The 26,750-nt window shown below is 54.1% G+C and carries 23 protein-coding genes; 20 read left to right on the forward strand and 3 right to left on the reverse strand.

The genetic code is table 11. The annotated features are described in order from the left end of the window. Positions 1 to 6: 6 nt before the first annotated feature. The 14 genes from A4S02_RS07625 to A4S02_RS07690 all read left to right on the forward strand — a co-directional run bounded on the left by A4S02_RS07625 (position 7) and on the right by A4S02_RS07690 (position 19,605). Positions 7 to 1,170, forward strand: coding sequence for an FtsW/RodA/SpoVE family cell cycle protein (locus A4S02_RS07625; RefSeq protein WP_003623071.1), 1,164 nt, complete (start codon positions 7 to 9; stop codon positions 1,168 to 1,170). Further along, on the forward strand, positions 1,167 to 2,315 hold the full coding sequence (gene murG, locus A4S02_RS07630) for an undecaprenyldiphospho-muramoylpentapeptide beta-N-acetylglucosaminyltransferase (RefSeq protein WP_070323411.1): 1,149 nt from the start codon (positions 1,167 to 1,169) through the stop codon (positions 2,313 to 2,315). Before A4S02_RS07625 ends, murG begins: the two co-directional genes overlap by 4 nt. Next, a complete protein-coding gene (murC, locus tag A4S02_RS07635; RefSeq protein ID WP_070323412.1) occupies positions 2,312 to 3,745 on the forward strand; it encodes a UDP-N-acetylmuramate--L-alanine ligase in 1,434 nt (477 codons plus the stop codon). Before murG ends, murC begins: the two co-directional genes overlap by 4 nt. Continuing rightward, positions 3,742 to 4,686, forward strand: a complete 945-nt coding sequence (gene murB / locus A4S02_RS07640; RefSeq protein WP_070323413.1) for a UDP-N-acetylmuramate dehydrogenase — start codon at positions 3,742 to 3,744, stop codon at positions 4,684 to 4,686. The genes murC and murB overlap by 4 nt, the downstream gene beginning before the upstream one ends. Next, positions 4,683 to 5,621: a D-alanine--D-alanine ligase gene (locus tag A4S02_RS07645; protein WP_019089183.1), complete on the forward strand. Its 939-nt coding sequence runs from the start codon at positions 4,683 to 4,685 to the stop codon at positions 5,619 to 5,621. Before murB ends, A4S02_RS07645 begins: the two co-directional genes overlap by 4 nt. Beyond that, on the forward strand, positions 5,618 to 6,580 hold the full coding sequence (locus tag A4S02_RS07650; protein WP_070323414.1) for a cell division protein FtsQ/DivIB: 963 nt from the start codon (positions 5,618 to 5,620) through the stop codon (positions 6,578 to 6,580). Before A4S02_RS07645 ends, A4S02_RS07650 begins: the two co-directional genes overlap by 4 nt. Further along, on the forward strand, positions 6,573 to 8,009 hold the full coding sequence (gene ftsA, locus A4S02_RS07655; protein WP_070323415.1) for a cell division protein FtsA: 1,437 nt from the start codon (positions 6,573 to 6,575) through the stop codon (positions 8,007 to 8,009). The genes A4S02_RS07650 and ftsA overlap by 8 nt, the downstream gene beginning before the upstream one ends. Positions 8,010 to 8,095: 86 nt before the next feature. Beyond that, entirely contained in the window at positions 8,096 to 9,592 is a 1,497-nt protein-coding gene (ftsZ, locus tag A4S02_RS07660) for a cell division protein FtsZ (RefSeq protein ID WP_070323416.1), read from the forward strand. Between the two features lie 153 nt (positions 9,593 to 9,745). Next, positions 9,746 to 10,726 carry a UDP-3-O-acyl-N-acetylglucosamine deacetylase gene (gene lpxC / locus A4S02_RS07665; RefSeq protein WP_070323417.1) on the forward strand — a complete coding sequence of 327 codons (981 nt, stop codon included), beginning with the start codon at positions 9,746 to 9,748 and terminating at the stop codon, positions 10,724 to 10,726. A gap of 96 nt (positions 10,727 to 10,822) precedes the next feature. After that, positions 10,823 to 11,860, forward strand: a complete 1,038-nt coding sequence (locus tag A4S02_RS07670; RefSeq protein WP_019089188.1) for an outer membrane protein assembly factor BamD — start codon at positions 10,823 to 10,825, stop codon at positions 11,858 to 11,860. Between the two features lie 157 nt (positions 11,861 to 12,017). Continuing rightward, the gene (gene recN, locus A4S02_RS07675; protein WP_070324216.1) at positions 12,018 to 13,751 is read left to right on the forward strand and encodes a DNA repair protein RecN; all 1,734 of its coding nucleotides are present in this window, start codon (positions 12,018 to 12,020) and stop codon (positions 13,749 to 13,751) included. Beyond that, positions 13,744 to 15,831 (forward strand): NAD-dependent DNA ligase LigA, encoded by a 2,088-nt coding sequence (gene ligA, locus A4S02_RS07680; RefSeq protein ID WP_070323418.1) that lies wholly within the window; start codon positions 13,744 to 13,746, stop codon positions 15,829 to 15,831. Before recN ends, ligA begins: the two co-directional genes overlap by 8 nt. A gap of 223 nt (positions 15,832 to 16,054) precedes the next feature. Continuing rightward, positions 16,055 to 18,730, forward strand: coding sequence for a pyruvate, phosphate dikinase (ppdK, locus tag A4S02_RS07685; RefSeq protein WP_070323419.1), 2,676 nt, complete (start codon positions 16,055 to 16,057; stop codon positions 18,728 to 18,730). A gap of 50 nt (positions 18,731 to 18,780) precedes the next feature. Next, a complete protein-coding gene (locus tag A4S02_RS07690) occupies positions 18,781 to 19,605 on the forward strand; it encodes a pyruvate, water dikinase regulatory protein (RefSeq protein WP_070323420.1) in 825 nt (274 codons plus the stop codon). Positions 19,606 to 19,656: 51 nt separating this feature from the next. Here the strand turns inward: A4S02_RS07690 and A4S02_RS07695 are convergent, their stop codons facing one another. Beyond that, entirely contained in the window at positions 19,657 to 20,115 is a 459-nt protein-coding gene (locus A4S02_RS07695) for a hypothetical protein (RefSeq protein WP_019089193.1), read from the reverse strand. 172 nt (positions 20,116 to 20,287) lie between these two features. On the opposite strand from A4S02_RS07695, the gene A4S02_RS07700 reads away from it, so the two are divergent. Further along, complete coding sequence (locus A4S02_RS07700; protein ID WP_019089194.1) at positions 20,288 to 20,887, forward strand: IMPACT family protein; 600 nt, start codon at positions 20,288 to 20,290, stop codon at positions 20,885 to 20,887. Here A4S02_RS07700 and A4S02_RS07705 read toward each other — a convergent pair. Both A4S02_RS07705 and A4S02_RS15790 read right to left on the reverse strand, forming a co-directional pair. Next, on the reverse strand, positions 20,884 to 21,288 hold the full coding sequence (locus A4S02_RS07705) for a hypothetical protein (RefSeq protein ID WP_019089195.1): 405 nt from the start codon (positions 21,286 to 21,288) through the stop codon (positions 20,884 to 20,886). The genes A4S02_RS07700 and A4S02_RS07705 overlap by 4 nt on opposite strands. A 6-nt stretch (positions 21,289 to 21,294) precedes the next feature. Next, complete coding sequence (locus A4S02_RS15790; RefSeq protein ID WP_070323421.1) at positions 21,295 to 21,480, reverse strand: hypothetical protein; 186 nt, start codon at positions 21,478 to 21,480, stop codon at positions 21,295 to 21,297. 99 nt (positions 21,481 to 21,579) lie between these two features. Between A4S02_RS15790 and A4S02_RS07715 the strand changes: the two genes are divergently transcribed. The 5 genes from A4S02_RS07715 (at position 21,580) to A4S02_RS07735 (ending at position 26,730) form a co-directional block, all read left to right on the forward strand. After that, positions 21,580 to 22,959, forward strand: a complete 1,380-nt coding sequence (locus A4S02_RS07715) for a class II 3-deoxy-7-phosphoheptulonate synthase (protein ID WP_070323422.1) — start codon at positions 21,580 to 21,582, stop codon at positions 22,957 to 22,959. Positions 22,960 to 23,039: 80 nt separating this feature from the next. Next, complete coding sequence (locus A4S02_RS07720) at positions 23,040 to 24,287, forward strand: nicotinate phosphoribosyltransferase (RefSeq protein WP_019089198.1); 1,248 nt, start codon at positions 23,040 to 23,042, stop codon at positions 24,285 to 24,287. Next, positions 24,284 to 24,703, forward strand: a complete 420-nt coding sequence (locus A4S02_RS07725) for a hypothetical protein (protein ID WP_070323423.1) — start codon at positions 24,284 to 24,286, stop codon at positions 24,701 to 24,703. The genes A4S02_RS07720 and A4S02_RS07725 overlap by 4 nt, the downstream gene beginning before the upstream one ends. Before the next feature lie 56 nt (positions 24,704 to 24,759). Beyond that, positions 24,760 to 26,088 carry a glutamate--tRNA ligase gene (gltX, locus tag A4S02_RS07730; RefSeq protein WP_070323424.1) on the forward strand — a complete coding sequence of 443 codons (1,329 nt, stop codon included), beginning with the start codon at positions 24,760 to 24,762 and terminating at the stop codon, positions 26,086 to 26,088. A 12-nt stretch (positions 26,089 to 26,100) separates the two neighbouring features. Then, the gene (locus tag A4S02_RS07735; protein ID WP_070323425.1) at positions 26,101 to 26,730 is read left to right on the forward strand and encodes a nicotinamidase; all 630 of its coding nucleotides are present in this window, start codon (positions 26,101 to 26,103) and stop codon (positions 26,728 to 26,730) included. The last annotated feature ends 20 nt before the right edge of the window (positions 26,731 to 26,750 follow it).

Consider the following 26,750-nt stretch of genomic DNA (forward strand, 5'->3'; position numbering starts at 1 on the left):
AGACTGATGGCCGGTTCTTCCCGCACCGATGATTCTCCGTTTGGCCGCTGGTGGCGGAATGTAGACCGGACAACTCTGATCTGCACCTTTATCCTTATTGGTTTTGGCTACATTCTTATGCTGGCTGCCAGCCCTGCTGTGGCTGTGCGTATTGGCGCATCGCGCAATATGTTCATTTTCAAGCAGGTGCTGTTTCTGGGCATTGCGGGCGTGATTGTGGTGGGCATTTCCATGCTTTCTCGCAAAGCTGTGCTACGCCTTTCCATGATCGGCGGCGTGCTGATGCTGGGGGCTACGGCGCTTACCCTTGTGCATGGCATAGAAATTAAAGGGGCACGGCGCTGGATTGCCCTGCCCATGATGTCTCTCCAGCCATCCGAGTTTTTAAAGCCCTGCTTTGCCGTTGTTACGGGCTGGCTGCTCACACAGCGCCGCGTTTCTCGCTACTTCCCCGGTATGCTGATTGCCTTTGCCCTGTATGGGTTGATTGTGCTGCTGCTGAAATCTCAGCCAGACATTGGCATGCTTACGGTTATTACCGCCGTGTTTCTGGTGCAGCTTTTTGTAGATGGCCTCAACCTCATTCTGGTTGCATTTGGCTTTGGCTGCATGATTGCCGCCGGTATTGCGGCGTTCTTTATCTTCCCACATGTGCGTTCACGCGTTGAACGGTTTATGCACCCCGGCGTGGGGGATCATTACCAGATTGATACCGCCCTGCGCGCCTTTGGTAATGGTGGCTTACTGGGCCGTGGCCCCGGTGAAGGCCGCGTGAAAGACCTGTTGCCCGATGCGCATGCAGACTTTGTGTTTGCTGTAGCGGGGGAAGAATACGGGATGGTGGTGTGTATGCTCATCATCTGCGTATTTGGCGTGATTGTGGTGCGCACCCTGCTCCGCCTAATCCGTGAGGATGATCCGTTTGTTGTTATTGCCACATCTGGCTTGGTGACTGGCTTTGGCCTGCAAGCATTTGTGAACATGGCTTCTTCCTTGCATCTTATTCCCACCAAGGGCATGACACTGCCATTCATTTCCTATGGTGGCTCTTCTGCCATGTCAGTCGCATTGGCTATCGGCATGGTGCTTGCTCTTACACGACAACAGCAGGGGCGGCCCCTCGCTGGCAATGGTTTTGTAACCACACTCAGACAATGGCGGTCAGCATGAGTTCACGTACTATCGTCATTGCCGCAGGCGGCACTGGCGGACACTTTTTCCCGGCCGAAGCTTTAGCAGACACGCTGGCGGAACGTGGCCACCATCTTGTGCTCATGACGGATGGGCGCGCAGGCAAGCGTGAAAGCGGCGTATTTGCTCGTGGCCCACAATATGTTCTTAGCGGTGCAGGTGTGGCTGGACGTGGACCAATACGTGCCATTCGCGCAGGTCTCACCCTGTTGGCAAGCGCATGGAAAGCACGTTCCATTCTCCAACAAATCAAACCTGATGTTGTGGTGGGGTTTGGGGGCTATCCTTCCGTACCGCCTTTGCTGGGGGCACGGCTTATCGGGCGTAAACACCCTGCCCTGATTATTCATGAAGGCAATGCCGTATTGGGTAAAGCCAACGCGGTGCTTTCGCGCTTTGCGGATGTTATTGCCACATCCTTCCCCTCCGTTGCCAAACTGCCAATTGGTGCACGCACCGTGTTTACTGGCATGCCCGTACGCCCCGCCATTGCCGCCCTTGCGGGTGAAGGATGGGTGCCACCAACAGACCATATCAATCTGCTGGTATGGGGTGGATCTTTGGGGGCGCGCATTTTCTCTCAGGTTGTGCCTGCGGCTATAGCCAAACTGCCGGAGGGTTTGCGCCAGCGTATTCGCATTACGCAACAGGCACGGCAGGATGATCTGGACGCCGTGCGTACTGCCTATGCTGAAATGGGCGTGCAGGCACGTGTTGAATGCTTCCTGCAGGATGTGCCCGAACTTCTGGCCTCTGCCCATCTGGTTATCGGGCGTGCAGGCGGATCTTCTGTGGCAGAAATTACAACTGCGGGCCGTCCGTCCATTCTGGTGCCCTTGCCTATTGCCGCCAGCGATGAGCAGACAGAAAACGCCCGTGCCATTACCAATGCTGGAGCAGGCTGGATGATCCGCCAGCCAGACTTCACCTCTGCGGCTCTTGCCAGCCGCCTGAATGATCTTTTCACCGCGCCGGATGAACTGGCACAGGCAGCACAAGCCGCTGCCACGCTTGCCCGCCCGGATGCAGCCCTCCGCTTGGCCGATATAGTAGAAGAATGCTTCACTCCTTCCCCTGCACCCGCCCATCCGACGACCTCCAGCGAGACGGAGACACGCGCATGAGAGCCCTCCCCCTTTCCATCGGAACCATCCATTTTGTCGGCATTGGCGGCATTGGCATGTCCGGCATTGCAGAGGTGCTGTGCCTGTTGGGCTATTCTGTTCAAGGGTCGGATATTGCAGAAAACGCTAATGTTAAACGCCTGCGGGCTGCGGGTATTCCCGTAACCATTGGCCATAAAGCCGAAAATCTGGGTGATGCACAGGTAGTAGTTATTTCCACTGCCGTTAAGCGCGACAATCCGGAAGTTGTGGCCGCACGCGCCAAGCTGCTTCCGGTTGTGCGCCGGGCAGAAATGCTGGCGGAGTTAATGCGCCTGCGCTGGTCTGTTGCTGTGGGCGGCACGCACGGCAAAACCACCACCACCAGCCTTGTTGCTGCGGTTCTGGAAGCCTCCAAACTGGACCCAACAGTTATTAACGGTGGTATTATTGAAGCCTACGGCACCAATACCCGCATGGGTAAGGGAGACTGGATGGTGGTTGAGGCAGATGAGAGCGATGGCTCCTTCCTGCGTCTGCCTTCCGTGATTTCGGTTGTCACCAACATGGACCCGGAACATCTGGATCACTGGGGCTCCCCCGAAGCCATGGAAGCTGCTTACGACCAGTTTGTTTCCAACGTGCCATTTTATGGGTTTGCTGTGCTGTGTATTGACCACCCAGCCGTACAGCAGATGATCCCACGCCTGTCTGACCATCGGATTGTCACCTATGGATTCTCTCCACAGGCTGATGTGCGCGCAGAAAAACTGATTACCGACAAACTGGGCGCCACGTTTGAAGTCACGCTGACAGACCGCGTAAGCCGCCGCACCCGCAAGGCTGGCCCCTTCCGCCTGCCTATGCTGGGTTCTCACAACGTGCAGAACGCTCTGGCCGCCATTGCTGTAGCAACGGAAATGGACATCAGCGATGATGTTATTCGTTCCGGCTTGGCCAGTTTCCGTGGTGTAAAACGCCGCTTTACCCGCACGGGGGAAGCAGGCGGCATTACGGTGATTGATGATTACGGCCATCACCCTGTTGAAATTGCAGCCGTGCTTAAAGCGGCTCGGCAGGCAGGTGCCAACCATGTTATTGCCGTTATGCAGCCGCATCGTTATTCGCGCCTGAAAATTCTGTTCTCAGATTTCTGCGCCTGCATGAATGATGCAGATACCGTGATTGTGTCTGATGTTTACGCTGCGGGTGAAGACCCATTGCCCGATGCCAGCCGTGACAAGCTGATTGAAGGCCTGCGTGAACGTGGCCACCGCTCTGTTGTGCCACTTTCCAGCCCAGACCATTTGGCAGAAATGATCAATGCCATCGCCAAGCCGGGTGATTATGTTGTGTGCCTTGGTGCTGGCACCATCACCAACTGGGCGCAGGCTCTTCCTGCCCAGCTTGCCGCCCTGCAGGCGGAAGACAAAGGTGGCAACGCGGCATGAACAATCCGGCCTCCATGCAGGATATGGTCAAGCACGCCTTTGCCAATATGCGCGGAAGGCTGACACCACAGGCACCTCTTGGCCCACGCACATGGTTTCGGGTTGGTGGGGCTGCAGAATGGCTGTTTCAACCTGCCGATGCCGAAGATCTGGCCGGTGTTTTGCAACGTCTCTCCCCCGAACTGCCCATAACGGCTTTGGGGGCTTGCTCCAACATCATCATTCGTGATGGTGGTTTGGAAGGTGTTGTTGTGCGTATGGCCCGTGGCTTTGCAGACATTACGGTAGAAGCTGATGGCATTATAGCTGGCTGCGCCTGCCTGGATGCCACAGTGGCCGAACATGCAGCACAGGCTGGGCTTGCTGGACTGGAATTTCTGGCTGGCATTCCCGGCTCCATTGGGGGTGCCGTGCGCATGAACGCTGGCGCTTATGGATCAGACATTGCCAATGTTCTGGACTGGGCCGAAATTATTACCCGTGATGGCAGCCTGATCCGGCTGGATAACGCAGCCCTGCGGTTTGGCTATCGTCGCTCTGGCCTGCCAGAAGGCGCATTTGTTATTCGTGCGCGCTTGCGTGGCACGCCTGCAAACCCACAAGATGTTGCCAATCATATTACAGAAGTACGCGCTGCCCGTGAACTTTCTCAGCCTGTGCGCGCACGTACGGGCGGCTCCACCTTCCGTAACCCAGATGCAGAAACATCTTCCCGCAAAGCGTGGGAATTGATTGACGCAGCAGGGTGCCGTGGGCTGCGCCGTGGAGATGCGCAAGTGAGCGAAAAACACTGCAACTTCCTCATCAATCTGGGCAATGCCACAGCGGCAGATCTGGAAGGATTGGGGGAAGATGTGCGCACGCGTGTTGCCCAGAATTCTGGCGTTTCCCTGCACTGGGAAATCAAGCGACTAGGTAAAACGGAGGCATCTGTCCAATGAATGCACCAAAACGCGTTACCGTGCTGATGGGTGGCATGTCTTCCGAACGGGTGGTCAGCCTTTCATCCGGGCAAGGTGTGGCTGAGGCTCTGCGCAGCAAAGGGTATGAAGTTTGCACGCTGGATGCCCAAGCGGATTTGGCCACATTGGTTGAAACACTGAATGCACAAAAGCCGGATGTAGTGTTTAACGCCCTGCATGGCCGTTTTGGTGAAGATGGCAGCATTCAAGGTATTCTGGACTGGATGGGTATTCCCTATACCCATTCGGGCATTCGGGCCTCTGCCACTGCTATGGATAAAGCCGCTGCCCGCGCTATTTTTCAAACAGCCGGGCTACCTGTGGCAGAAGGCATGGTGGTAGATATTGCCACCCTTGCAGATACAGACCCCCTGCCCACCCCCTATGTGGTGAAACCGCTCAATGAAGGCTCATCCGTTGGGGTTTCCATTGTGCGTACGGGGTCCAACACGCGGGCAGATATTGTTAAAAACTGGACTTATGGCCCGCAGGCTCTTGTAGAAGCTTTTATTCCCGGCCGGGAAATTACCGTAGGCGTTATGGGCGATCGTGCCCTTACCATCACGGATATTACCCCTACCGGCACTGGCCATGATTTTTACGACTATGATTCCAAATATCAGGTCGGTGGCTCTGCCCATGTTCTGCCCGCGAAAATTGATACCGCCAGCGCCAAACTTGCGCTGGAAGTTGCTGTAAGAGCGCATCAGGCTTTGGGGTGTTCTGGTGCATCGCGCTCTGATTTCCGATTGGATGATACCAATCCAGATCAGCCGCACCTCATTCTGCTGGAGGTCAACACGCAGCCGGGTATGACGGCAACATCACTGCTGCCCGAACAGGCCGCCTATTGTGGTATCAGCTACCCAGAACTTTGCGCGTGGCTGGTTGAGCAGGCTACCTGCCGACAATGAGAGCCCCTCCATCTCCTGCTGACAGGCCTTCCCGCATCGGGCTTTTTCTTAGGCGGCAAAAACGCTTGCTACGGCCTATTGCCGGGCTGCTGTTTCTTGCCGGGCTGGGTGGCGCTGGATATGTCAGTCTGAAAATTCCTGCGGTGCAGGAACAACTGGCCCCCTTGCGGGATAAGCTGCTGGGCACCTCTACCCTACGCGTTACCAGTATTCATATTGATGGTGCACAGCTCACCAGTGAGCAAAGCATTCGTGATGCTTTGGGTGTAGAAGTTGGAGACCCCGTGCTAGACTTTAGTGTTTCCGATGCGCGGGAAAAACTGGATACCCTGCCGTTTGTTGATCACGTTACCATAGAACGCCATCTCTCTGGCGAAATTGACGTGCATATTACAGAACGCCTGCCTTATGCTGTGTGGCAGCATCAGGGGCATTTTGAACTAATAGACAAGCAAGGTAACCGTGTGCCAGACCAAGGCATGACAGGTAAGGATGCAGAAGCCTTTACCAAATTGCCATTGGTTGTAGGTGATGGGGCAAACACATCTGCTGCGAGCCTGATCGATGTTCTGGCACAAGAACCGGATGTTAAAGCCCACGTTACGGCTGCGGTACGTGTAAGTAACAGGCGCTGGAATCTGACATTACGTGATGGCGCAACTGTGCTCCTGCCTGAAGGTGAGGAAGCCCCGGCCATTCACAAGCTAGCAAAAATCAACGCCACAACACGGCTGTTGGATCGGCCCGTACTGCTGATAGATATGCGTCTGCCTGACCGGTTGACCATTAAGGAAAAACCACCTGCATCTCCCCCACCATCAGATGCAGGAAATAACACGCAAGATACGCCAGTCTCTGCTCCGCACAAGGCTGACACGCCCAAACCGGTCTCGCATCCTGTGCATCCTGCGCCTAAAGAAACAAAAAAAGATAACCCGGAGGAAAACCCAGATGAGTGACCCCACGCGTTCACCCGCTTCCTCTGGATTTAGTCTTTCTGACCGCCTGCATAAAAAGCGTACGACCGTAGCAACCGGATCTTCCTTGTTGATGAGCGGTGGGGAAAGCTCACTCCCCTTGCCTCCCAGTGAAAAAAACAAGCGGCCACATACGTGGCGCAACGGTTACACTGCTGTTCTGGACATTGGTTCCACAAAAATCACCTGCCTGATTGGCAAAGGTGAGCCCAACGGTAATTTGCGCGTGGTTGGCTACGGCTGGCGGCGTTCTGCTGGTGTACGTAATGGGGCCATTACAGAACTACAGGAAGCAGAAGCTGCTATTCGGGCCACCGTTGGGCAGGCCGAAACCATGGCAGAGCGCCCCATTGATAAGGTGGTGGTGAATCTTTCATGCGGGCATCCGGCTAGCCGTCTGTTTAACGTGCGCTGGCCTATTGGTGGCCGCGTTGTTACAGAAGCAGACATTCGGCGCGTAGTAACGGAAGGTCGTATTCAGGTCACCGTTCAGGGGCGCGAAGTTATTCACACCCTGCCCATAGATTTTACCGTGGATGACACAGAAGGTGTTTCAGACCCACGGGGGCATCTGTGCGAAACGCTAAAGGCACGCCTGCACATTATAGATGCAGCCACCACAGCGCTGATGAATCTGGAAACCGTACTCAGCCGTGCGGAACTCAAAATGGAAGCCCTGGTTTCCTCCCCCCTTGCTTCCGGCCTTTCCGTGCTGGATGCCGATGAGCGAGACCTCGGCACCACCGTAGTGGATATGGGCGGTGGCACCACATCTCTGGCCGTGTTTGGTGAAGGGCAAATCCTGCACACGGCGCAGATTGGTGTAGGTGGCCTGCATGTTACGCGTGATATTGCACGCGGGCTTAGTACCTCTTTAGAAAATGCCGAACGCCTGAAAACCTTTTATGGCAGTGCAGATCTGGCATCGGATGTAGAAGACGAAATTCTTACCGTTGAACTTCTAGGCAACGATGTACCACACTTTGAGCAGGTTTCTCGCGCACAGCTCGGCCATATCATCCGCCCGCGTGTAGAAGAAACACTGGAACTGGTGCGCGAAAAACTGGATGGAGCGGGCCTTGGCACTGCGGCCAGTGGGCGCATTGTGTTAACGGGTGGTGCATCCTTGTTAGATGGTATTCGCCCTATGGCAGAACGCATACTTGGCATGCCAGTAAGCTCCGGCCGCCCATCCGGGGCTGGTTTTACGCGCTCTGTGCGCCTCGGGCGGCCCAAACATATTGTTGGTTTGCCTGAAAATACTGCGGCGGCGGCGGGCTTTGCAACAGCCGCTGGGTTGCTGTGCTGGGCTGCCAGCGCAGAACGTCCTTTTGGGGACGTAGAATTTCGGGAAGCAGCCCCTACCGGCTTTTTACAAAAACTCGTCGCTTTTATTCGAGAGAGGGTTTGATTTAGCTTACAAATTCTTGGTAATCTGAACGTAATCTTATTTCTCTAAGCATATACCGGTAAGCTGCAGCCGTTCGGGAGACACACATGACACTCAACCTGACCGTTCCCCCCCAAACACATGCTGATTTTTCCCCAAAAATCACAGTCATTGGTGTTGGCGGTGGGGGAACGAACGCAGTTGACAACATGATTGCGTCTAACCTGCAGGGTGTTGATTTTGTTGTTGCCAACACAGATGCCCAGAGCCTGGAAAAAAGTCTGGCAGATAGCCGAATCCAGCTTGGCCCACATCTCTCCCATGGCTTGGGTGCCGGTGCAAAGCCAGAAGTAGGCCGTGCTGCAGCAGAAGAAGCCGCAGATGAAATTGCACGGTATCTGGATGGCGCTCACATGGTTTTTATCACCACAGGCATGGGTGGTGGTACGGGTACAGGGGCAGCCCCTGTTATTGCCCGCATGGCACGTGAGCGGAATATTCTGACCATTGGCGTTGTCAGTAAGCCTTTCGCTTATGAAGGCAAGCGCCGTGGCCGTGTTGCAGATGAAGGTATCAAGGAACTTCAGCAGTATGTTGATACGCTGATTGTTATCCCTAACCAGAACCTTTTCCGTATTGCCAACGAACGCACCACGCTGCGTGAAGCCTATCAACTGGCTGACCAAGTGCTCAACATGGGTGTGCGCGGCGTAACCGACCTGATGATGGATCGTGGTTACGTTAATCTGGATTTTGCCGATATTCGCAGCGTTATGGCTGAAATGGGCAAGGCCATGATGGGTACGGGTGAAGGTGAAGGTGAAAACCGTGCTGTAGAAGCAGCAGAAGCCGCTATTTCCAACCCACTTCTGGAAGACACCTGCATGTCCACCGCCAAGGGCCTGCTGGTAAACGTAACCGGTGGCGAAGACATGACCTTCTTTGAAGCCGAAGAAGCCTTTAACCGTGTCTGCCGTGAAGTGCCTGAAGATGCGAACATGATCTTCGGGACTGTTATTGATGAAAAGATGAGCGGTCGTATCCGGGTATCCGTGGTTGCCACGGGCATTGATATGCCTTCCGATTCGGCAGATCGCCCCCACCTCGTAGCTGTTGAAGGTGACGCTCAGACAGAACAGCCGCAGGCTGCTGTTGGTGGTGCCGCTGCTCCAGCACCTGCTGCTGCTGTTCCGCCCACAACCACGCAGGCTACTGCGGCACCGCAGCATGCTCAGGTTTTTCAGCCAGCAGGCGCCAATAATGTTTCTGCTCCGCCAGCGCATACGGTGCCGTTGCAGGCCGCGCCTGCTGCTGCAGCCCCTAACCAGCCCCAGCAACTGCGCCCGGCGGTATCTCCCCGCGCGGGTCTGTTTACAGAAACGCCGCGCCAGCCTTCAGCAGCTCCTCAGCAGCAGGAAGCCCCAGCACATCGCAGCCTTTTTGGCCGCGTAACTGGCGCATTCCGCCGCAACGCAGCTGATGCAGCCCGGCAGGAACCAAATGCTCAGCCTCGCCCCACCATCAGCCAAGCTGATCAGGGATCTGGCCTGCGTTCTGGTGAAGAGGATTCCGGTCTGGAAATTCCGACCTTCCTGCGCCGTTAATTTTTTATACTTTACTCTATAAATGCGTCGCCTTTTATAAGGCGGCGCATTTTTTATGTAATAGATGGCAATAATCGTTGACTGGCTTCTCCCAGAAACAGGCTTTAGCGTTGTCATAACTTTCTATCTACGCAAACATAGGATGCCCAGATAATGGACGGTCTGCTAAGGGAGCCACTCCTGTATTCCGATATTGTAGAAAGCCCAGCATCTTTTATGCGTTCTGTAAGGAAAACCCCGTCTGCTTTGCAGCATACGTTGCGCCATGCCATTTCGTGCACCGGCACCGGGCTGCATACAGGGCAATCCATTCGCATGAGCTTGCATCCTGCCTCTGCCGGACATGGCATTGTGTTTCAGCGCACAGATCTGCCCAATGCGGCCCCCATTGCTGCCCGGTACGACAATGTGTTGGAGACACGCCTGAGCACCGTTTTAGGTGAAGTCCAGCACCCGGAAAACCGCGTGGCTACAGTTGAGCATCTTATGGCAGCTTTAAATGGTTGCGGCGTAGATAACGCGCTTGTTCTGATTGATGGCCCAGAAACTCCGGTTTTTGATGGTTCTGCCGCAGATTTTGTATTTTTGCTGGATTGTGCAGGGCGTAAGGCACAGGATACGCCACGCCGTTTTATTGAAGTTTGTAAACCCATTCGAATTTGCCATAACGATTCATGGGCCGAACTTCACCCTACCGCAGGCCACCATCTCCACCTTTCCCTGAGTATTGATTTTCCGGCAAAGGCTATTGGCCAACAAAGCTATAGCGCAGAGCTTACACCGTGGTCTTTCCGCCATGAGCTAGCAAACAGCCGCACCTTCACCCTTAAAGCAGAAATTGAAGCCCTCCACCGTGCCGGACTGGCACGCGGTGGTTCGCTCGATAATGCCATTGTGGTGGATGATGACCATATTCTGAACCCCTCCGGCCTTCGTAAGCCAGATGAATTCATCCGGCATAAAGTTATGGATGCGGTGGGGGATCTCTACCTTGCCGGTGGCGTGTTGTTGGGTGAGTTTCGTGGCCACAGATCCGGTCATGCATTGAACAATCAGGTTTTGCGCGCTCTTTTTGCAGACCAGAATGCTTGGCGTGATATCACCACATCTCTGCCCGCAGCGTCTGCCGCCTGATGCCTTTTTGACGCAATAACGAATCAATAGCTGTTTCATTGCTTTTCTTGCGCAGTGGGCATGCTATAAGATGCCGTCTCTAAATGAAGAGCCGGTATGTCTGATATTTGCATTAAACCACAGTTGCTTCGCCACGTTCTGCCCCGCGTGCTTTCAGTTGCCCTGCTGACGAGCTTGGCTGGCTGTGGCTTGTTTAATGAAAACAAGAAGCTTCCGCCGGCTCCCAAAATTGCTGCGCCTGAAACACTGTACAATAACGGTATTGATGCCCTGCGTACTAGGCGCTACGCCCTTGCGGCTTCAGAGTTTGAAACGCTTCAGCAGAATTACCCTTACTCTGGTTACATCGCGAATGCCCAGCTTATGGAAGGCTACGCGTATTACCTGAAAGGGAAATACCCTGAAGCCGTGCAGCAGCTTAACCGCTTTATCAGCCTGCACCCCACCAGTTCAGATTCAGCTTACGCCTATTACCTGCGCGCATTGTGCTTTTATGAGCAAATTGCAGATGTACAGCGCGATCAGCAAGGCACGGCAGAATCCATGGATGCGTTGGAAGAAGTGGTCACACGCTTTCCGCAGTCCAAATACGCACGTGATGCGCAGCTGAAAATTGACCTTTGCCGAGATCATCTGGCCGGTAAAGAAATGCTGGTTGGCCGCTATTATCAGCGCGAAAAAAACTACGAAGGTGCTATCAACCGCTACCAACGCGTGGTGCAGGATTTCCAGACCACTAACCACGTGCCCGAAGCTTTGGAGCGCATGGTGGAGGTGTATCTGGATTTGGGTCTAACGGATCAGGCGCGTAAATCTGCCATTGTGCTGGGCTACAACTACCCCGGCAGCAAATGGTATCGTTACGCTTATGATAACCTGCACCAGTATCATTTGCTGACAGATAAGTTCCCTATTCCCGGTAAGCTTGTTTCCGCATCTGATATGCCAAAAGATGCAGAACCCGGAACAACTGGCGCCAAAAAAGGCGCAGCTATGGAACCAGATGCCCTAGCGACAGATACGCGGAATGAAAACACACAGCCGCAGGCCATGCCTATCAAGGCGGCACCTGTTACGCCTGTAAAAGCTGAACCTACTGCTCCTGCTGATTCTGCAAGCTCACCAGCAAAATAAAGAACACATAGAGAACATTTTTCTGGCGGCTCGTGCCTGAAATGAGTATTGTGCATTTGCCGCCCCTCGCGGGCGGGGCAAGCAGGAAGCTATTGGCTTTTGTGTTTTGCCGTCTTTCCTGTCATTTGGGCGCAAGCCCGGAAAACCGGATGCCATTATGCTAACAAGCCTTTCCATCAGGGACGTAGTTCTGATTGAAACGCTCGATCTCTCACTCCATGCAGGTTTTACTGCACTTACGGGGGAAACCGGAGCGGGCAAATCCATTCTGCTGGACAGTTTGGGCCTTGCCATGGGTGATCGCGCCAGTGCCGGACTGGTACGTGCTGGTGCCCCAGAGGCACGCGTAACCGCCAGTTTTGATGTTTCTGCTTCACACGAGGTATTCGGCATTCTGCAAGAACAAGACATTCCCGCAGAAGCGCAAGAGCCTTTGGTCCTCCGCCGCGTCATCTCCAAAGAAGGCCGCTCTCGCGCATGGATCAATGATCAGCCTGTTGGCATCACGCTTTTGCGGCGCGTGGCGGCAACCCTTATTGAAATTCAAGGCCAGCATGAGCAAATGGGGCTGGCTGATTCCAGCACACATCGTGGGCTGCTTGATGCATACGGTGTCAAACCCTCCCTCTTAAATGGTGTGGCCTGTGCATTTGATCGTTGGCAAACTCTGCGTTCAGAACTTGCCAATGCGCATCGCGCATTAGAGGAAGCTGCGCGGGAAGAAGAATGGCTGCGCCATACAGTTGATGAACTCACAGCCCTTGCCCCCCAGCCGGGTGAAGAGGATGAACTGGCTCAACAGCGCCATGCTTTGCAGCAAGCTGAACGACGGGGAGAAGCCGTAGCCGCAGCCCTTTCCGAACTCACACCCAAAGATAGACGCTCCCCCGGCCCGGCCGCTGCCTTGCGCGGGGCAACTCGTGCCCTGTTGCGCCTTGTACCAACAAATGCTTCCGCTGCTCCCTCAACATCGGCAGAAGCCGAACCTCTGGAAGCCCGCACAACAGAAGCCCTTACGGCACTGGAAAATGCCGAAAATGCCTTGGCAGAAGCGGAAAACCTACTCTCTCGCCTAGCGGCAGATACAGAAGCTAACCCTCGGCTGCTGGCAGATACAGAAGAGCGCCTGTTTGCCCTACGCACCGTGGCACGCAAACATTCCATTCCCGTAGATGATCTGGCAGATCTGCTTACCCGCCTTTCTGGCCGCTTAACAGCACTGGAAAACGGTACGGCAGCGCTGGAATCCCTTAAAGTGGCAACTGAAGAAGCGCGCGTAACGTATATTCAAAAAGCCGAAGCCCTGCACGAAGCCCGCACCAAAGCCGCCCGTAAGATGGAGCAGGCTGTTACAGCGGAATTAAAGCCTATTAAACTAGAAAAAGCGCGCTTTCTGGTGGATATCAAACAGCTTCCCGCTGAACAGTGGAGCCGGCAGGGTATGGAACAGGTCATCTTTCTGATCGCTGCCAACCCCGGCCAACCGGCAGGGCCTTTGGCAAAGGTTGCTTCTGGTGGTGAACTTTCCCGCCTTATGTTGGCGCTTAAACTGGTTCTGGCTGGTCAATCAGGCATTGGCACGCTGATTTTTGATGAAATTGATGCAGGCGTTGGTGGTGCCACAGCCGCTGCCATTGGTGAACGCCTGCATCGGCTTGCGCAAAATGTGCAGGTTCTGGCTGTTACCCATAGCCCTCAAGTGGCAGCTAGCGCAGATGCACACCTGCGTATTGGCAAACTTACCCGCAACGGCCAAACCGTAACACACGCCACCCCACTAACAGACACAGAGCGTAATGAGGAAATTGCGCGTATGCTGGCAGGTGATACAGTAACCGATGCCGCCCGCGCCGCCGCCGCCAGCCTGCTTGGACATGATAATAATGCCTGAAACTGCCCTTCTTCCCGCTACAATGACTCCGCAACAAGCACGGGAAGAACTGGAACGCCTTGCCGCCGAAATTGCCCACCATAATGCGGCTTACTATCGGAACGATGCCCCAGAAATCAGTGATGCAGAATATGATGCCCTGCGCCGGCGTTATGATGCCATTGTAGCCCAGCACCCAGAGGCCGAACCAGAAAACAGCGCAGCCCAAGACGTAGGGGCCGCACCCGATACCGCTTTTGGCAAGCACATCCACCTTGTGCCCATGCTCTCGCTGGATAACGTGTTTGACCGCGAAGATTTTGAAGGCTTTATCAGCCGCGCCACCCGCTTTTTAGGGATGGATCAAAAAGCAACAGAACAACTGATTTTTGTAGGGGAACCCAAGATTGATGGCCTTTCCATCAGCCTGACCTACGAAAAAGGCCGTTTTATGCGTGGCACTACCCGTGGAGATGGCACAGAAGGCGAAGATGTTACCGCCAATTTGCGCACGCTGAAGGATTTGCCGTTACGCCTTTCTGGCTCCTATCCCGATCTGATCGAAATTCGTGGTGAAGTTTTCCTTTCCAAAAAACACTTTCTGGAACTCAACGCCGCGCAGGAAGCTGCAAACAAGCGGCTATTTGCCAACCCACGCAATGCAGCAGCAGGCTCTTTGCGGCAACTGGACCCCAAAATTACGGCACAACGCCCGCTTTCTTTGTTTGCCTACGCTCTTGGTTTTTGCTCAGAAAAAATCAGCCGCAGCCATTGGGCGTATCTGGAACAACTGAAAGAATGGGGTTTTCCCGTTAACCCGCTCTCCCGCCAGATTAAGGGCGTGGAAGATGCCGAGGCTTTTTTTGCTGAAGTCAGCCAGAGTCGGGCTGAACTTGCTTACGATATTGATGGCGTTGTTTACAAAATTGATGATCTGGCCTTGCAGGAACGCTTGGGTTTTGCTGGCCGCGCGCCCCGCTGGGCCATTGCATGGAAATTTCCGGCAGAACAGGCAATCACGCGCCTAAAAGAGATAGAAATTCAGGTTGGCCGCACAGGAGCCCTTACCCCTGTTGCTCATCTGGAGCCGGTAAATGTTGGTGGCGTGCTGGTAATGCGCGCAACCTTGCATAATGAAGATGAAATTGCCCGCAAGGATGTCCGCCCCGGTGATACGGTTTTTATCCAGCGGGCTGGGGATGTTATTCCGCAAGTGCTAGGTGTTGCTCCTTCCACAGATGGCACGCCCCGGCTGGCACCATATCACTTCCCCGATCATTGCCCTGTCTGTGGAGCGGCTGCTGTTCGACCAGAGGGAGAAGCTGTGCGCCGTTGTACGGGCGGGCTCACCTGCCCTGCTCAGGTTGTAGAACGGCTTATCCACTTTGTTTCCCGCCAAGCGTTTGACATTGAAGGCTTGGGAGACCGTAGCATTCGTGAATTTCATGATATCGGCCTGATTTTAACACCCGGCGATATTTTCCGTCTGCATGAACACGCCGCAGACATAGAAAAGCGCGATGGATGGGGGGAGCAATCGGTTCAAAAGCTGTTGCAGGCCATAGAGAGCCGCCGCACCATTTCCCTTTCTCGGTTTATTTACGCACTGGGTATCCGCCGGATTGGCGCCAGCAATGCCCGCCTGCTGGCACGCCATTACGGCACGTATGAAAACTGGTTCAGCCAAATGCAGGCTGCCGCCATTATTGGATCTGATGCTCGGCTGGAACTGGGCTCCATTACCGGCATAGGCACGACCACGGCGGAAGATCTGGTAGCCTTTGTGGCAGAAGAACATAACCTGCAAACATTAGCAGATTTGCGCGCAAATCTGACCATAACGGAAGAAACCGCGGCATCCGAAGGTGCCTTGGCTGGCAAAACCATTGTGTTTACTGGCACCTTGCACACCATGACACGGCCAGAAGCCAAAGCAACGGCGGAACGTATGGGCGCTAAGGTTTCGGATTCAGTGTCCAAAAAAACAGATCTGGTTGTTCTGGGGGAAAAAGCTGGCTCAAAAGCCAAAAAGGCTGTGGAGCTCGGCCTTCAGACCATGGATGAAGCTGAATGGAACGCCTTTTGCTCCGAACAGGAATAGTGGGGCACGGCACACGTTTTTTTGTATTCTGATACAAAAGAGAGATTGCTCGCCCAGCAAAACTACGCCATGCTACCTTCCAACGAAGGGATGGATTACCAAAGTCGTCCAAAACCAAGAATAAAAATAGCACGCAGGCCAGCCTATCGCCCCGTTATCTCCTTTTCCTCCCCTCGGTCGGGGCTTTTGGCTTTACTGTATGCAGGAATGAAGTGAACGGCACATGACCAAGTGGATCTACAGTTTCGGCGCAGGCCAGAGCGAAGGCAACGCCGGGATGCGCAATCTCCTCGGCGGTAAGGGAGCCAATCTGGCAGAAATGGCCAATATCGGCCTGCCCGTCCCCCCCGGATTTACCATTACCACTGAAGTCTGCACGGCGTTCTACGAAAACGGACGGAAATACCCGGCTGAGCTGGAATCCCAGCTTGAAGAAGCCATGGGTCTGGTTGAAAAAGCCATGGGCCTGCGCTTTGGCGATGCCAATGTCCCCCTGCTTGTTTCTGTCCGTTCTGGCGCACGTGTTTCCATGCCCGGCATGATGGATACAGTTCTCAACCTGGGGCTGAATGACAGCACCGTTGAAGGGCTTGTAAAATCATCCGGTGATGCCCGGTTTGCATGGGATAGCTACCGCCGCTTCATTCAGATGTACGGCTCTGTTGTGCTGGGTGTTGCCCACCACCGCTTTGAAGATCTGCTTGAGCAGATCAAGCGTGCCATCGGCAAGGAAGACGATACGTCTCTGAGCGCTGAAGAATGGCAGGAAGTCGTTAAAGGCTACAAACAGATTGTTCTGCAGGAAACCGGCACCGCCTTTCCTGAAAGCCCGAAGGAACAGCTTTGGGGTGCCATTGGAGCCGTGTTTGGCTCATGGATGAACCCACGCGCCAACACTTACCGCAAGCTGCACGATATTCCGGCAAGCTGGGGCACGGCTGTTAACGTGCAATCCATGGTGTTCGGCAACATGGGTGATGATTGCGCCACTGGCGTCTGCTTCACACGAGATCCTTCTACCGGTGAAAACATTTTCTACGGTGAATACCTGATCAACGCGCAGGGTGAAGACGTTGTGGCCGGTATCCGCACGCCGCAGCCTATGGCGGCCTCCCGTGCGGCTGAAGGCCAAGTGCCTATGGAAAAGGCCCTGCCCAACGCGTATCAGGAACTGCTGAAAGTGCGCGATCTGCTAGAACGCCACTACCGCGATATGCAGGACATCGAGTTCACGGTACAAGCCAACAAGCTGTATCTGCTCCAGACACGTTCGGGCAAACGTACAGCCGCAGCTGCTCTGCGCATTGCCATTGATATGGCCAAAGAAAACCTGATCACGCAGGAAGAAGCGGTTAACCGCGTGCCTCCTGCATCCCTTGATCAGCTTCTGCACCCTGTGCTGGACCCCAAGGCCGAACGTCAGCTTCTTACACGTGGCCTTCCCGCTTCGCCAGGTGCGGCAACAGGCGTTATCGCGTTCTCTGCTGAAGATGTGGAAGATCGCGCTGCCAAGGGTGAAGATGTTATTCTGGTGCGTGTTGAAACCTCCCCAGAAGATGTACACGGCATGCACGCTGCACGTGGTGTACTGACAACACGCGGCGGTATGACATCCCACGCTGCTGTGGTTGCTCGTGGTATGGGCCGCGTGTGCGTGGCTGGTGCTGGTAGCATTGCTGTAGATTACAAAGCCCAGACCATGAAAGTGGACGGCCACACGCTCAAAGCGGGTGACTGGCTTACACTAGACGGTGGCACAGGTGCTGTTTACAAAGGCCGTGTTCCCACCATTCCGCCAACACTCTCTGGTGACTTCGCAACCCTTATGGGGTGGGCAGATTCCATCCGTCGCCTTGGTGTGCGTGCCAATGCTGAAACGCCAGAAGATGCGGCAACAGCCCGTCGCTTTGGGGCTGAAGGTATTGGCCTGTGCCGCACAGAGCACATGTTCTTCGGTCCGGATCGGATTGGCCATGTGCGCCAGATGATCATGGCGGATGACAAAGCCACACGTGCCAAAGCCATTAACGCACTTCTGCCCTTCCAGCGAAGTGACTTTACAGAATTGTTCCGCATTATGGCGGGGCTGCCTGTTACCATTCGTCTGCTTGATCCGCCTCTGCATGAATTCCTGCCGCATGGTGAAGCAGAGCTGGAAGAAGTCGCCAAAGCGCTTGGGCAGGATGTTGAAACCCTGCGTGCCCGCCGCTCTGCACTATCCGAAGCCAACCCAATGCTGGGCCACCGTGGTTGCCGTCTGGGTATTACATACCCAGAAATATACGCCATGCAGGTGCGTGCCATTGCAGAAGCGGCTCTTGATATTGCCAAGGAAACAGGCAAGCCTGTTGCCCCAGAAATCATGATCCCGCTGATTGGCACAAAAGCAGAGCTGGATCTGGTGCGTAAAACCTGTGAAACTGCCATTGCTGATGTTCTTTCTGAACGCAAAGCAGAGCTGTCTTACAAAATTGGCACCATGATTGAGCTGCCGCGTGCAGCTATTACGGCAGACCAGATTGCACAGAGTGCTGACTTCTTCTCCTTCGGCACAAACGATCTCACGCAAACCACCCTTGGTCTTTCCCGTGATGATGCTGGCTCCTTCCTGCCAGAATACGTGGAAAAAGGGCTGCTTCCGCAGGATCCGTTTGTTTCGATCGACCGCGAAGGCGTTGGCGCACTGGTGCGTATGGGTGTTGAAAAAGGCCGTGCTACCAAGCCTGACATCAAGCTGGGTATCTGTGGTGAACACGGGGGCGATCCGCTTTCCATCTCCTTCTTTGAAGAAGTTGGGCTGGATTATGTGTCCTGCTCCCCTTTCCGGGTGCCCGTTGCCAGATTGGCCGCAGCACAGGCCGCACTGGCTGCTAAAAACAACAAGGCCGTAAAAGCCTGAACAAAAAGGTGGCCGCCTCTCACCGAGGCGGCCATTTTTGAATCTAGATCATGCAAAAAAAAATCACGCTCCACCTTGTCTCCGAAGCAACGGGCCAGACACTGGATTCTGTTGCCCGCGCCTGTATTGCGCAGTTTCCTAATACAGAGGTGCATCTGCGCCACTGGAACCTTATTCGCACGCAGCTCCAGCTCCGCCGGGTTTTACGGCATATCGCGCTGGACCGTGGGCCAGTTATGTCTTCACTGACAGACCCAACCTTGCAGGCTGATATGGAAGCAGGCTGTGCAAGCCTACAGGTGCGGCTGTTGGATGTGCTGGATAACGCCCTGCACTTTTTAACGGAAGAAACAGGAGAAGAAGCTACGCTGCATCCAGGTGGCCAGTACATCATGGATGAAAACTATTATCAGCGCATTGAGGCCATGCACTATGTGCTAGCGCATGATGATGGTCAGGAAACTAAGGGCCTGAACGAAGCTGATGTTATTCTAGTGGGTGTTTCACGCGTTTCTAAAACGCCCACTTGCTTTTATCTGGCAAACAGGGGCCTAAAGGCTGCCAATGTTCCCTTGGTTATGGGCATTGAACCACCGCAGGATCTGTTCACAACCAATAAACCCGTTATTGGACTGACAATAGACCCAGAACGCCTGATTGAAATTCGCCGTAACCGTCTATCCCAGATGGTGCCATCTAAGGCCAAGATCGATCCGATAGCAGATTACGCCTATATTGATCTGGAAAAGGTGCAGGAAGAACTGCACTGGGCGCGCCGCTTGTGCCGCCGCCATAACTGGCCGGTTATTGATGTGACTCGCCGGTCTATTGAGGAAACATCCGCCGCTATTCTGGATCTGATTTCCGCCGGATAAAAAACACCTTCTTCTCCCTGAATGTATACAGGAAGAAGAAGGAAGTCTGTTCTAGTCAGCCATTTCTTCCGGGGTCAGGTGCTGGATGCGTATCGCCTGCCCTTGTGCATTATAATAAATAATGCTGCTTCCACGCCGCTGTGCGTAACCATCTGGCTTGCCATCTTGGGTCCAGAATAACAGTCGGTTTGCATCTGGCTGTTCCTGCACTTTATCGCCCTCTGGCTTGTAGCGATATTTGCTGAAATCCTTATGGGCACGTGGCAATGGCGGTTTGGTTGCCAACTTGTGCATATCTGCTGGGCGATGCGTGTCTGCATCATCATCATCGCCCAGCCCTTCTTCTGCCATAGCAGAAGGCATATTCAAAACAGGCAGAGCAACTGCGCAAACACCTGCCAGAACCAACCACTTCTTACGCAACACAGGCATCATGCTGCTGCTTTCCTTTTTCTGCTCCACTGCTTGCAGATACATGATCTGACAGCAGCGAAATGCCATTGTTCCCATATATTGGAACAAAACGATCCTACACCCAACAGAGCAAGCCTGTTTTTCACCATCCTGTCATGCCATTTTACCAAAGAAATATCCTTAATAAGGCCACAACAGCGATATTCTGCGTATATATCCACCAGAATACCTGTTTGCGGGGCTTTAGGCAGGCTGTATCATTAAGCGCATGACCGAAACGCTTCTCAGCCCCTTTACTCTGGAACGGGATATTAAAAAAAGCCGCTTTCTCGCCAGTGCTACACCTATAAACAGCATAGAAGAGGCCGAAGCTTTTATCAGCCGTATTGCCGCGGCAGGGCCAGATGCCACGCACCATTGCTGGGCATGGCAATTTGGCCCGCACTGCCGCTGCCATGATGCCGGAGAACCATCGGGCACTGCTGGGCGGCCAATTTTACAGGTTGTTGTTGCACAAAAGCTTGATCGGGTTGCCATTGTGGTGTCGCGCTGGTTTGGCGGCATCAAGCTTGGGGCCGGAGGCCTCGTGCGCGCTTATGCAGGCACTGCGGCAGAGTGTTTGCGGGAAGCCCCCAAAGAACCGCTGATAGACCGTATTAAGCTGAGCTTTCATTGCCCGTTTTCACTTATCGGGCTGCTACAGTCTCGCCTGCCTGAATGGGGAGTAGAGGCTGACACGCCAGAATTTGATGCTCTGGGCGCTCAGTTCGTTCTTACGCTGCCCGCTGAATGGCAGGAAGACATCACTCAACGCATCACAGACCTGACAAATGGTCAGGCCCAGATACGCTTGGTGGAAGAAAATTAGCGCGGGATAACCCACCCGTTGCCGGTAGAATCCCCAACCTGCCCGGAACCAAACGGGCTACTGCTCTGATAAGCAGAACCGTATTTGGAAATATCAGAACCGGTTACCGAGTCACGGTGCACCTTGGCCAGATGATCTGGATCTGCGCCATGCTGAAAATCCATGGACGGGGCATCCTGATACCCCGGCGGCAAATTACGATGCCCATGCACGGTCTTCTTTTCAGAAGACTGGCTCTGCTGGCCATTGGAATCGAGGCTGCCAGAACCTTCAGCGAAGGAAACATTATCATCAGGCATCAGGGCCGGATCTGCATAAGCCGCAGAAATACCAGCCATAAGGCCAAACCCAACACATATGCCCGAAAGCACCGTTACAAACGGTTTACGCAGCTGCGCCATTGCGCGTTACCCCGCGGAAAAATGAAAATTTACCCTGCCCGAAAAACCGTTCCAGCCGGGCTGTGCTAGTGCTATATTGCACCAACGTGGCAAAATGCCAAACCAAACGGCCATATGTCCGCCATACATTAACGGCAGGCGCGCGCGTTTGGCATAAAGATGGAATTTGCCTATTGCCGCTGTTTTAGACATAAAGGCTTCCCCTTGGCAGCCGTACGCGGATGCAAGGCGCTTTATGTATCTTTATTCAACCTCTGACCTGACCACCCTTAAACTGACAGGAACCGCGTTATGAGTGCAACGCTCACCCAGCCCAACCCGACGTCTGCGACCTGGATGCCGGATAGCTGGCGTTCGTTTCCCGTAAAGCAGATTCCCAGTTATCCGGACCAGGCTGCGCTTAAAACGGTTGAAGATCGGCTGAGTTCCTATCCGCCACTGGTGTTTGCTGGGGAAGTGCGCACCCTGCGCAACCATCTGGCACAGGCTGCTACCGGGCAGGCCTTTGTTCTTCAGGGCGGCGCATGTGCCGAAAGCTTTGGTGAATTCAAAGCCAATATCGTGCGTGATACCTTCCGCGTGCTGTTGCAAATGGCCGTGGTGCTGACATTTGGCGCCAAGGTGCCAGTTGTTAAAATTGGCCGTATGGCTGGCCAGTTCGCCAAACCGCGCTCTTCCGATACAGAAACTGTAAATGGCGTTACCCTGCCATCTTACCGGGGTGACATTATTAACGGTTCGGACTTCACGCCGGAATCCCGCATCCCTGATCCTGTGCGTATGGAAACCGGCTACTTCCAATCCACCGGTATCCAGAACCTTTTGCGTGCATTCTCACACGGTGGGTATGCCAATCTGCATCAGGTGCACCACTGGAATCTGGGCTTTATTGAGCGTTCTCCGCTTTCCAACCGTTACCGCGTTATGGCGGAACGTATTGGGGAAACACTGGCATTCATGCAGGCTTGTGGGCTGAACGCCGCATCTGCCCCGCAGATTGATGAAACAGAGTTTTATACCTCTCATGAAGCGCTGCTGCTGCCTTACGAACAGGCTCTGACACGTATCGACTCGACATCTGGTGAATGGTACGACTGCTCCGCCCACTTTGTGTGGATTGGTGACCGCACCCGCCAGCCCGATGGCGCGCATGTTGAGTTCCTGCGTGGTGTGCGTAACCCTATCGGCATTAAGGTTGGCCCTACCACCAGCGTGGAAGACATCAAAAAGCTGACAGAAATCCTGAACCCAAAAAACGAAGCCGGGCGTATTACGCTTATCTCTCGTATGGGTGCGGATAAGATTACAGAAAAACTGCCCCCGCTTATGCGGGCCGTAAAAGCTACAGGGCAGACTGTAACGTGGCTGACAGACCCCATGCACGGCAACACCACATCCACGCAGCAGAAGATTAAAACCCGTTCCTTCGATTCCATCGTGAAGGAAGTAAAAGGCTTCTTTGCTGTTTGTGCGGCAGAAAACGTGCCTGCCGGTGGCGTGCATCTGGAAATGACAGGCCAGAACGTAACGGAATGCGTAGGTGGTGCGCATTGCCTGACAGAAGAAGATCTGGGTAACCGTTACGAAACCTTCTGTGACCCGCGCCTGAATGCTGAACAATCCTTGGAACTGGCATTCCTGATTGCAGAAGAACTCAAAAGCGAACGCTAAGGCAAACACGCTTTTATGAACTCAGCCTGAACATTCAGGCTGATCACAGAACCGGGGGGTGGGGTTTACCTTGTCCCCCGTTGTTCCCATCATCCCTGCAGCCCCAATGGCAGAAAGAGCAGATCAGGATGACGCATTCCTTCTCCAAACCTTCAGCAGGCGTCTGTTCGGCCCGCACAGCAGCACCGCTTTCCGATGCGGAAATTCGCGCGCGCACAGATTCCTACTTTAATCGTACCCGCCAGATTGTAAGCCGGTTTGGAGATTGCGAGGTTACATACGCCTTCTTTATCCGTCGTCCGGTTATTTCTGCTCCGGGGCTGATGCTGGAATGGCTTAAAAACGTTATGGCCCAGCGCCAAGCGCCCTACACCGTAGATGTGGTGCACCCGGAAGGTGAATGGGTGGGCGCTGGTGAGCCGCTGGTTTACGTAACAGGGTCCTTTACCCATCTGGCGGATTTAGAAACGCTGCTGCTGCAAAAACTCGGCAGCCCATGTGTTGCGGCCCATCGCGCTTACCAGATGGCTCTTTCCCTACCCCATACTCGCTTCTTGGCCATGGATGCCCGCCATTGCGCTGGGTATGAAATGCAAGAGCTTATGGCTTACGCGGCCTCTGTGGGTGGGCGTGAGGCGCAGGAAAACGGGGCTATCGGGTTTGTAGGAACAGCCAATGATGCCGTAGCACCCTTTTTTGGGAGCACACATGGCGCAGGCACCATGCCACATGCCTTAATTGGCTATGCAGGCTCTACCGTGCGTGCGGCTGAAATGTTTCATGCGGAATTCCCGCATACCGATCTTGTGGTTCTGGTAGATTACTTCGGGCAGGAAATTACGGATGCACTGGCCGTTTGCTCTCGCTTTCCCCAACTGGCGGCAGAAGGCAAGCTAGCTGTTAGGTTGGATACACATGGTGGCCGCTTTATGCAGGGGCTGAATCCGCAGGAATCCTATGCGGTCGTCAACCGTCATGCGCCTGAAGCACTGCGCCGTTACCGTTCCGATAAAGAACTGCGTTACCTGATTGGCACAGGTGTTTCTGCCGCAGCCATTTGGAAGATGCGTGAAGAGCTGGACCACGCAGGCTTCCCACACGTTAAAATTATTGCGTCTTCTGGCTTTGGCGTTACCAAGTGCGCCTGTATGGCGGATGCACATGCCCCCATTGATGTTGTGGGCACTGGCTCCTTTATTCCTGAACTGTGGAACGAAACCTACGCCACAGCCGATATTGTCTCCTATAACGGCGTTGAACGGGTAAAAATTGGACGGGAATTCCTTCTTCCTTCCTTCCGCAAAACCACCAAAGGCGAACAGACATGACCGAAAAAACCGATACTGAAGAAAAAACATGGAAAGTTCGCATTCTGGATCTTTCTGGCGGTGCGGAAGATAACATTGTGGAAGATGTTGGCGTTTTTCATGATCTGGCCCACGCCAACGCATTTGCCCGCGCCTATGTGCGCGACAGTGTAGAACGCTGCCGCACCCCCGGTGCCAGCGCCAAAGATGTGCTAACAACATGGTTCAGCTTTGGTGAAGATGCCATTGTGCTGGATGCAGGTGAAGATGGCTGGCATTCTGCCAATGAGCTGGATGATTTTACAGCCCACCGCGCGACACCAATGGAACGAGACTGGCGTGCGCTGGACCCGCGCCGGCTGGTTGAAGATAATGAAGACCTGACAGACCTTTACGGCACGCCAGACGATGCAGATAATAGCGGCCACCAGCACTAACACAGCATAACGCTGTGGCTGGCCTTTCCTGTTCATTCGCGCCATAAGCTTCTGTCATGAAACTCCGTTTTGCTCCCAGCCCTACCGGCCTCCTGCATGTTGGCAATGCCCGTCAGGCACTTGCCAATGCCCTTTACGCCCGCCGCCATGGTGGCCAATTCCAACTTCGTATTGATGATACGGACATCGGCCGCTCCCGCGAGGAGCTGGTGGAAGCTATCCAGAAAGATCTGCACTGGATGGGCATTCAGTGGGATGAAACCTTCCGACAGACAGAACGGCTAGACCGCTACGCTACGGCTATTGAGAAGCTAAAGGCTTCTGGCCACCTTTACCCCTGCTTTGAAAGTGAGCAGGAACTGGCCGCCAAGCGCGAAACACAGATTCGCCAGCGCCGCGCCCCGGTTTATGACCGTGCCATGTTGAAAATGACACCCCAGCAGCGCGCGCAGGCAGAAGCAAATGGTAAAGTGCCTTACTGGCGCTTCAAGCTATCCAACACCACCGTGCGCTGGCGCGATATGGTAATGGGTGATTGCCAGGTTAAGCTTCCTTCTGTTTCAGACCCCGTTCTGGTGCGCACAGATGGTACGGTGCTGTACACGCTAGCATCCGTTGTGGATGACCTGGAAACAGGCATTACCCACATTATCCGTGGGGAAGACCACGTTACCAACACCGGTGTGCAGATTGATATTGCTCAAGCGCTTGGTGCACATCCTGACCATTTCCGTTTTGCACATCTGCCACTGCTGCTTGATGAAAACGGTGGCAAACTTTCCAAGCGGTTTGATGCGTGTTCGCTGCGCACATTCCGGCAGGATGGCATAGAAGCAACAGCCCTTATCTCCTACCTCGCCCGCCTTGGCTCTTCGGATGATCCGGTGCTGCTGCCGTTTGATGAGCAGGCCAAGATATACGATATCTCCCATATCTCCCGTTCTGCTGCACGGTTTGATACGCGCCAGCTTTTGGCTATGAACCATAAGCTGCTAGCCCAGACACTCTATGCAGATGTGGCAGACAGATTGCCTAAAGGTGCAACCGAAGCATTCTGGCTGGCTATTCGTGGAAATATCGAACTGCTTTCAGAAGCTCGCCTGTGGCATAATGTAACGGATGGAGACATCATTCCCCCCGTGCAGGAAGGTGAAGATGACTTCCTGAAAGAAGCTGCCAGCCTGTTACCGCCTGAACCATGGGATGAAACCACATGGAAGGCATGGACCACTGCTGTGCGTGAAAAAACGGGCCGTTCTGGCAAAGCCCTGTTCCACCCCCTTCGTCTGGCTCTAACTGGGGAAGAACAAGGGCCGGAACTGCGTGACCTTCTGCCGTTAATTGGCCGCAGCCGCGCCTTGGCCCGGCTGCTTCCTTCTGCATAAAGAGTAACACTCATGCCACCGCAATCAGCGCCTTTCCCTCCTGCCTTTATACCAGGCAAAACGGATGCGTTGATTGTGGTGGACGTGCAGAACGATTTTCTACCAGATGGCGCCCTGCCTGTGCCCAAAGGCCATACCATTGTGCCTGTTATCAACAGATTGGCACATTTACCTTTTGGGTTGATCGTGACCTCGCAAGACTGGCACCCATCCGATCATATTTCTTTCAAAACCAATCATCAGAACGGTCTGTGGCCTCCGCATTGTGTAGCCGATACATGCGGAGCGGACTTTCCCAAAAATTTACACCTGCCTGAACATGCCCTGCACTTGTTTAAAGGCACACAATCCGATCAGGACAGTTACTCTGCTTTTGGGACCCAAACAAAGGCAGGCCTGTTACTAGATGCTGTTTTAAAACAGCATGGCATTACGCGTGTTTTTGTGTGTGGCTTAGCATTGGAATACTGCGTGCAAGCCACAGCAATGGATGCACAAAAAGCCGGATATACAACCGTGCTTCTTACAGATGCCACCCAAGGGTTAGAGGCTAACCCTAGCCCCGCTTTAACTGCCTGTCAGGCAAAAGGCATTTTGCTGTATTCTGGTTTACAATTACACACATCTTGCCCAACACGCTGATTCATACCCTACGCAAACCA

It is taken from the genome of Acetobacter ascendens (assembly GCF_001766235.1).
In the GTDB taxonomy this organism is placed as follows: domain Bacteria; phylum Pseudomonadota; class Alphaproteobacteria; order Acetobacterales; family Acetobacteraceae; genus Acetobacter; species Acetobacter ascendens.

What these genes read in the sequence shown, in the direction of transcription:
- A4S02_RS07625 (WP_003623071.1), top strand. Translation starts at nt 7, where the DNA reads ATGGCCGGTTCTTCCCGCACCGATGATTCTCCGTTTGGCCGCTGGTGG.
- murG (WP_070323411.1), top strand. Translation starts at nt 1,167, where the DNA reads ATGAGTTCACGTACTATCGTCATTGCCGCAGGCGGCACTGGCGGACAC.
- murC (WP_070323412.1), top strand. Translation starts at nt 2,312, where the DNA reads ATGAGAGCCCTCCCCCTTTCCATCGGAACCATCCATTTTGTCGGCATT.
- murB (WP_070323413.1), top strand. Translation starts at nt 3,742, where the DNA reads ATGAACAATCCGGCCTCCATGCAGGATATGGTCAAGCACGCCTTTGCC.
- A4S02_RS07645 (WP_019089183.1), top strand. Translation starts at nt 4,683, where the DNA reads ATGAATGCACCAAAACGCGTTACCGTGCTGATGGGTGGCATGTCTTCC.
- A4S02_RS07650 (WP_070323414.1), top strand. Translation starts at nt 5,618, where the DNA reads ATGAGAGCCCCTCCATCTCCTGCTGACAGGCCTTCCCGCATCGGGCTT.
- ftsA (WP_070323415.1), top strand. Translation starts at nt 6,573, where the DNA reads ATGAGTGACCCCACGCGTTCACCCGCTTCCTCTGGATTTAGTCTTTCT.
- ftsZ (WP_070323416.1), top strand. Translation starts at nt 8,096, where the DNA reads ATGACACTCAACCTGACCGTTCCCCCCCAAACACATGCTGATTTTTCC.
- lpxC (WP_070323417.1), top strand. Translation starts at nt 9,746, where the DNA reads ATGGACGGTCTGCTAAGGGAGCCACTCCTGTATTCCGATATTGTAGAA.
- A4S02_RS07670 (WP_019089188.1), top strand. Translation starts at nt 10,823, where the DNA reads ATGTCTGATATTTGCATTAAACCACAGTTGCTTCGCCACGTTCTGCCC.
- recN (WP_070324216.1), top strand. Translation starts at nt 12,018, where the DNA reads ATGCTAACAAGCCTTTCCATCAGGGACGTAGTTCTGATTGAAACGCTC.
- ligA (WP_070323418.1), top strand. Translation starts at nt 13,744, where the DNA reads ATGCCTGAAACTGCCCTTCTTCCCGCTACAATGACTCCGCAACAAGCA.
- ppdK (WP_070323419.1), top strand. Translation starts at nt 16,055, where the DNA reads ATGACCAAGTGGATCTACAGTTTCGGCGCAGGCCAGAGCGAAGGCAAC.
- A4S02_RS07690 (WP_070323420.1), top strand. Translation starts at nt 18,781, where the DNA reads ATGCAAAAAAAAATCACGCTCCACCTTGTCTCCGAAGCAACGGGCCAG.
- A4S02_RS07695 (WP_019089193.1), bottom strand. Translation starts at nt 20,115, where the DNA reads ATGGGAACAATGGCATTTCGCTGCTGTCAGATCATGTATCTGCAAGCA.
- A4S02_RS07700 (WP_019089194.1), top strand. Translation starts at nt 20,288, where the DNA reads ATGACCGAAACGCTTCTCAGCCCCTTTACTCTGGAACGGGATATTAAA.
- A4S02_RS07705 (WP_019089195.1), bottom strand. Translation starts at nt 21,288, where the DNA reads ATGGCGCAGCTGCGTAAACCGTTTGTAACGGTGCTTTCGGGCATATGT.
- A4S02_RS15790 (WP_070323421.1), bottom strand. Translation starts at nt 21,480, where the DNA reads ATGTCTAAAACAGCGGCAATAGGCAAATTCCATCTTTATGCCAAACGC.
- A4S02_RS07715 (WP_070323422.1), top strand. Translation starts at nt 21,580, where the DNA reads ATGAGTGCAACGCTCACCCAGCCCAACCCGACGTCTGCGACCTGGATG.
- A4S02_RS07725 (WP_070323423.1), top strand. Translation starts at nt 24,284, where the DNA reads ATGACCGAAAAAACCGATACTGAAGAAAAAACATGGAAAGTTCGCATT.
- gltX (WP_070323424.1), top strand. Translation starts at nt 24,760, where the DNA reads ATGAAACTCCGTTTTGCTCCCAGCCCTACCGGCCTCCTGCATGTTGGC.
- A4S02_RS07735 (WP_070323425.1), top strand. Translation starts at nt 26,101, where the DNA reads ATGCCACCGCAATCAGCGCCTTTCCCTCCTGCCTTTATACCAGGCAAA.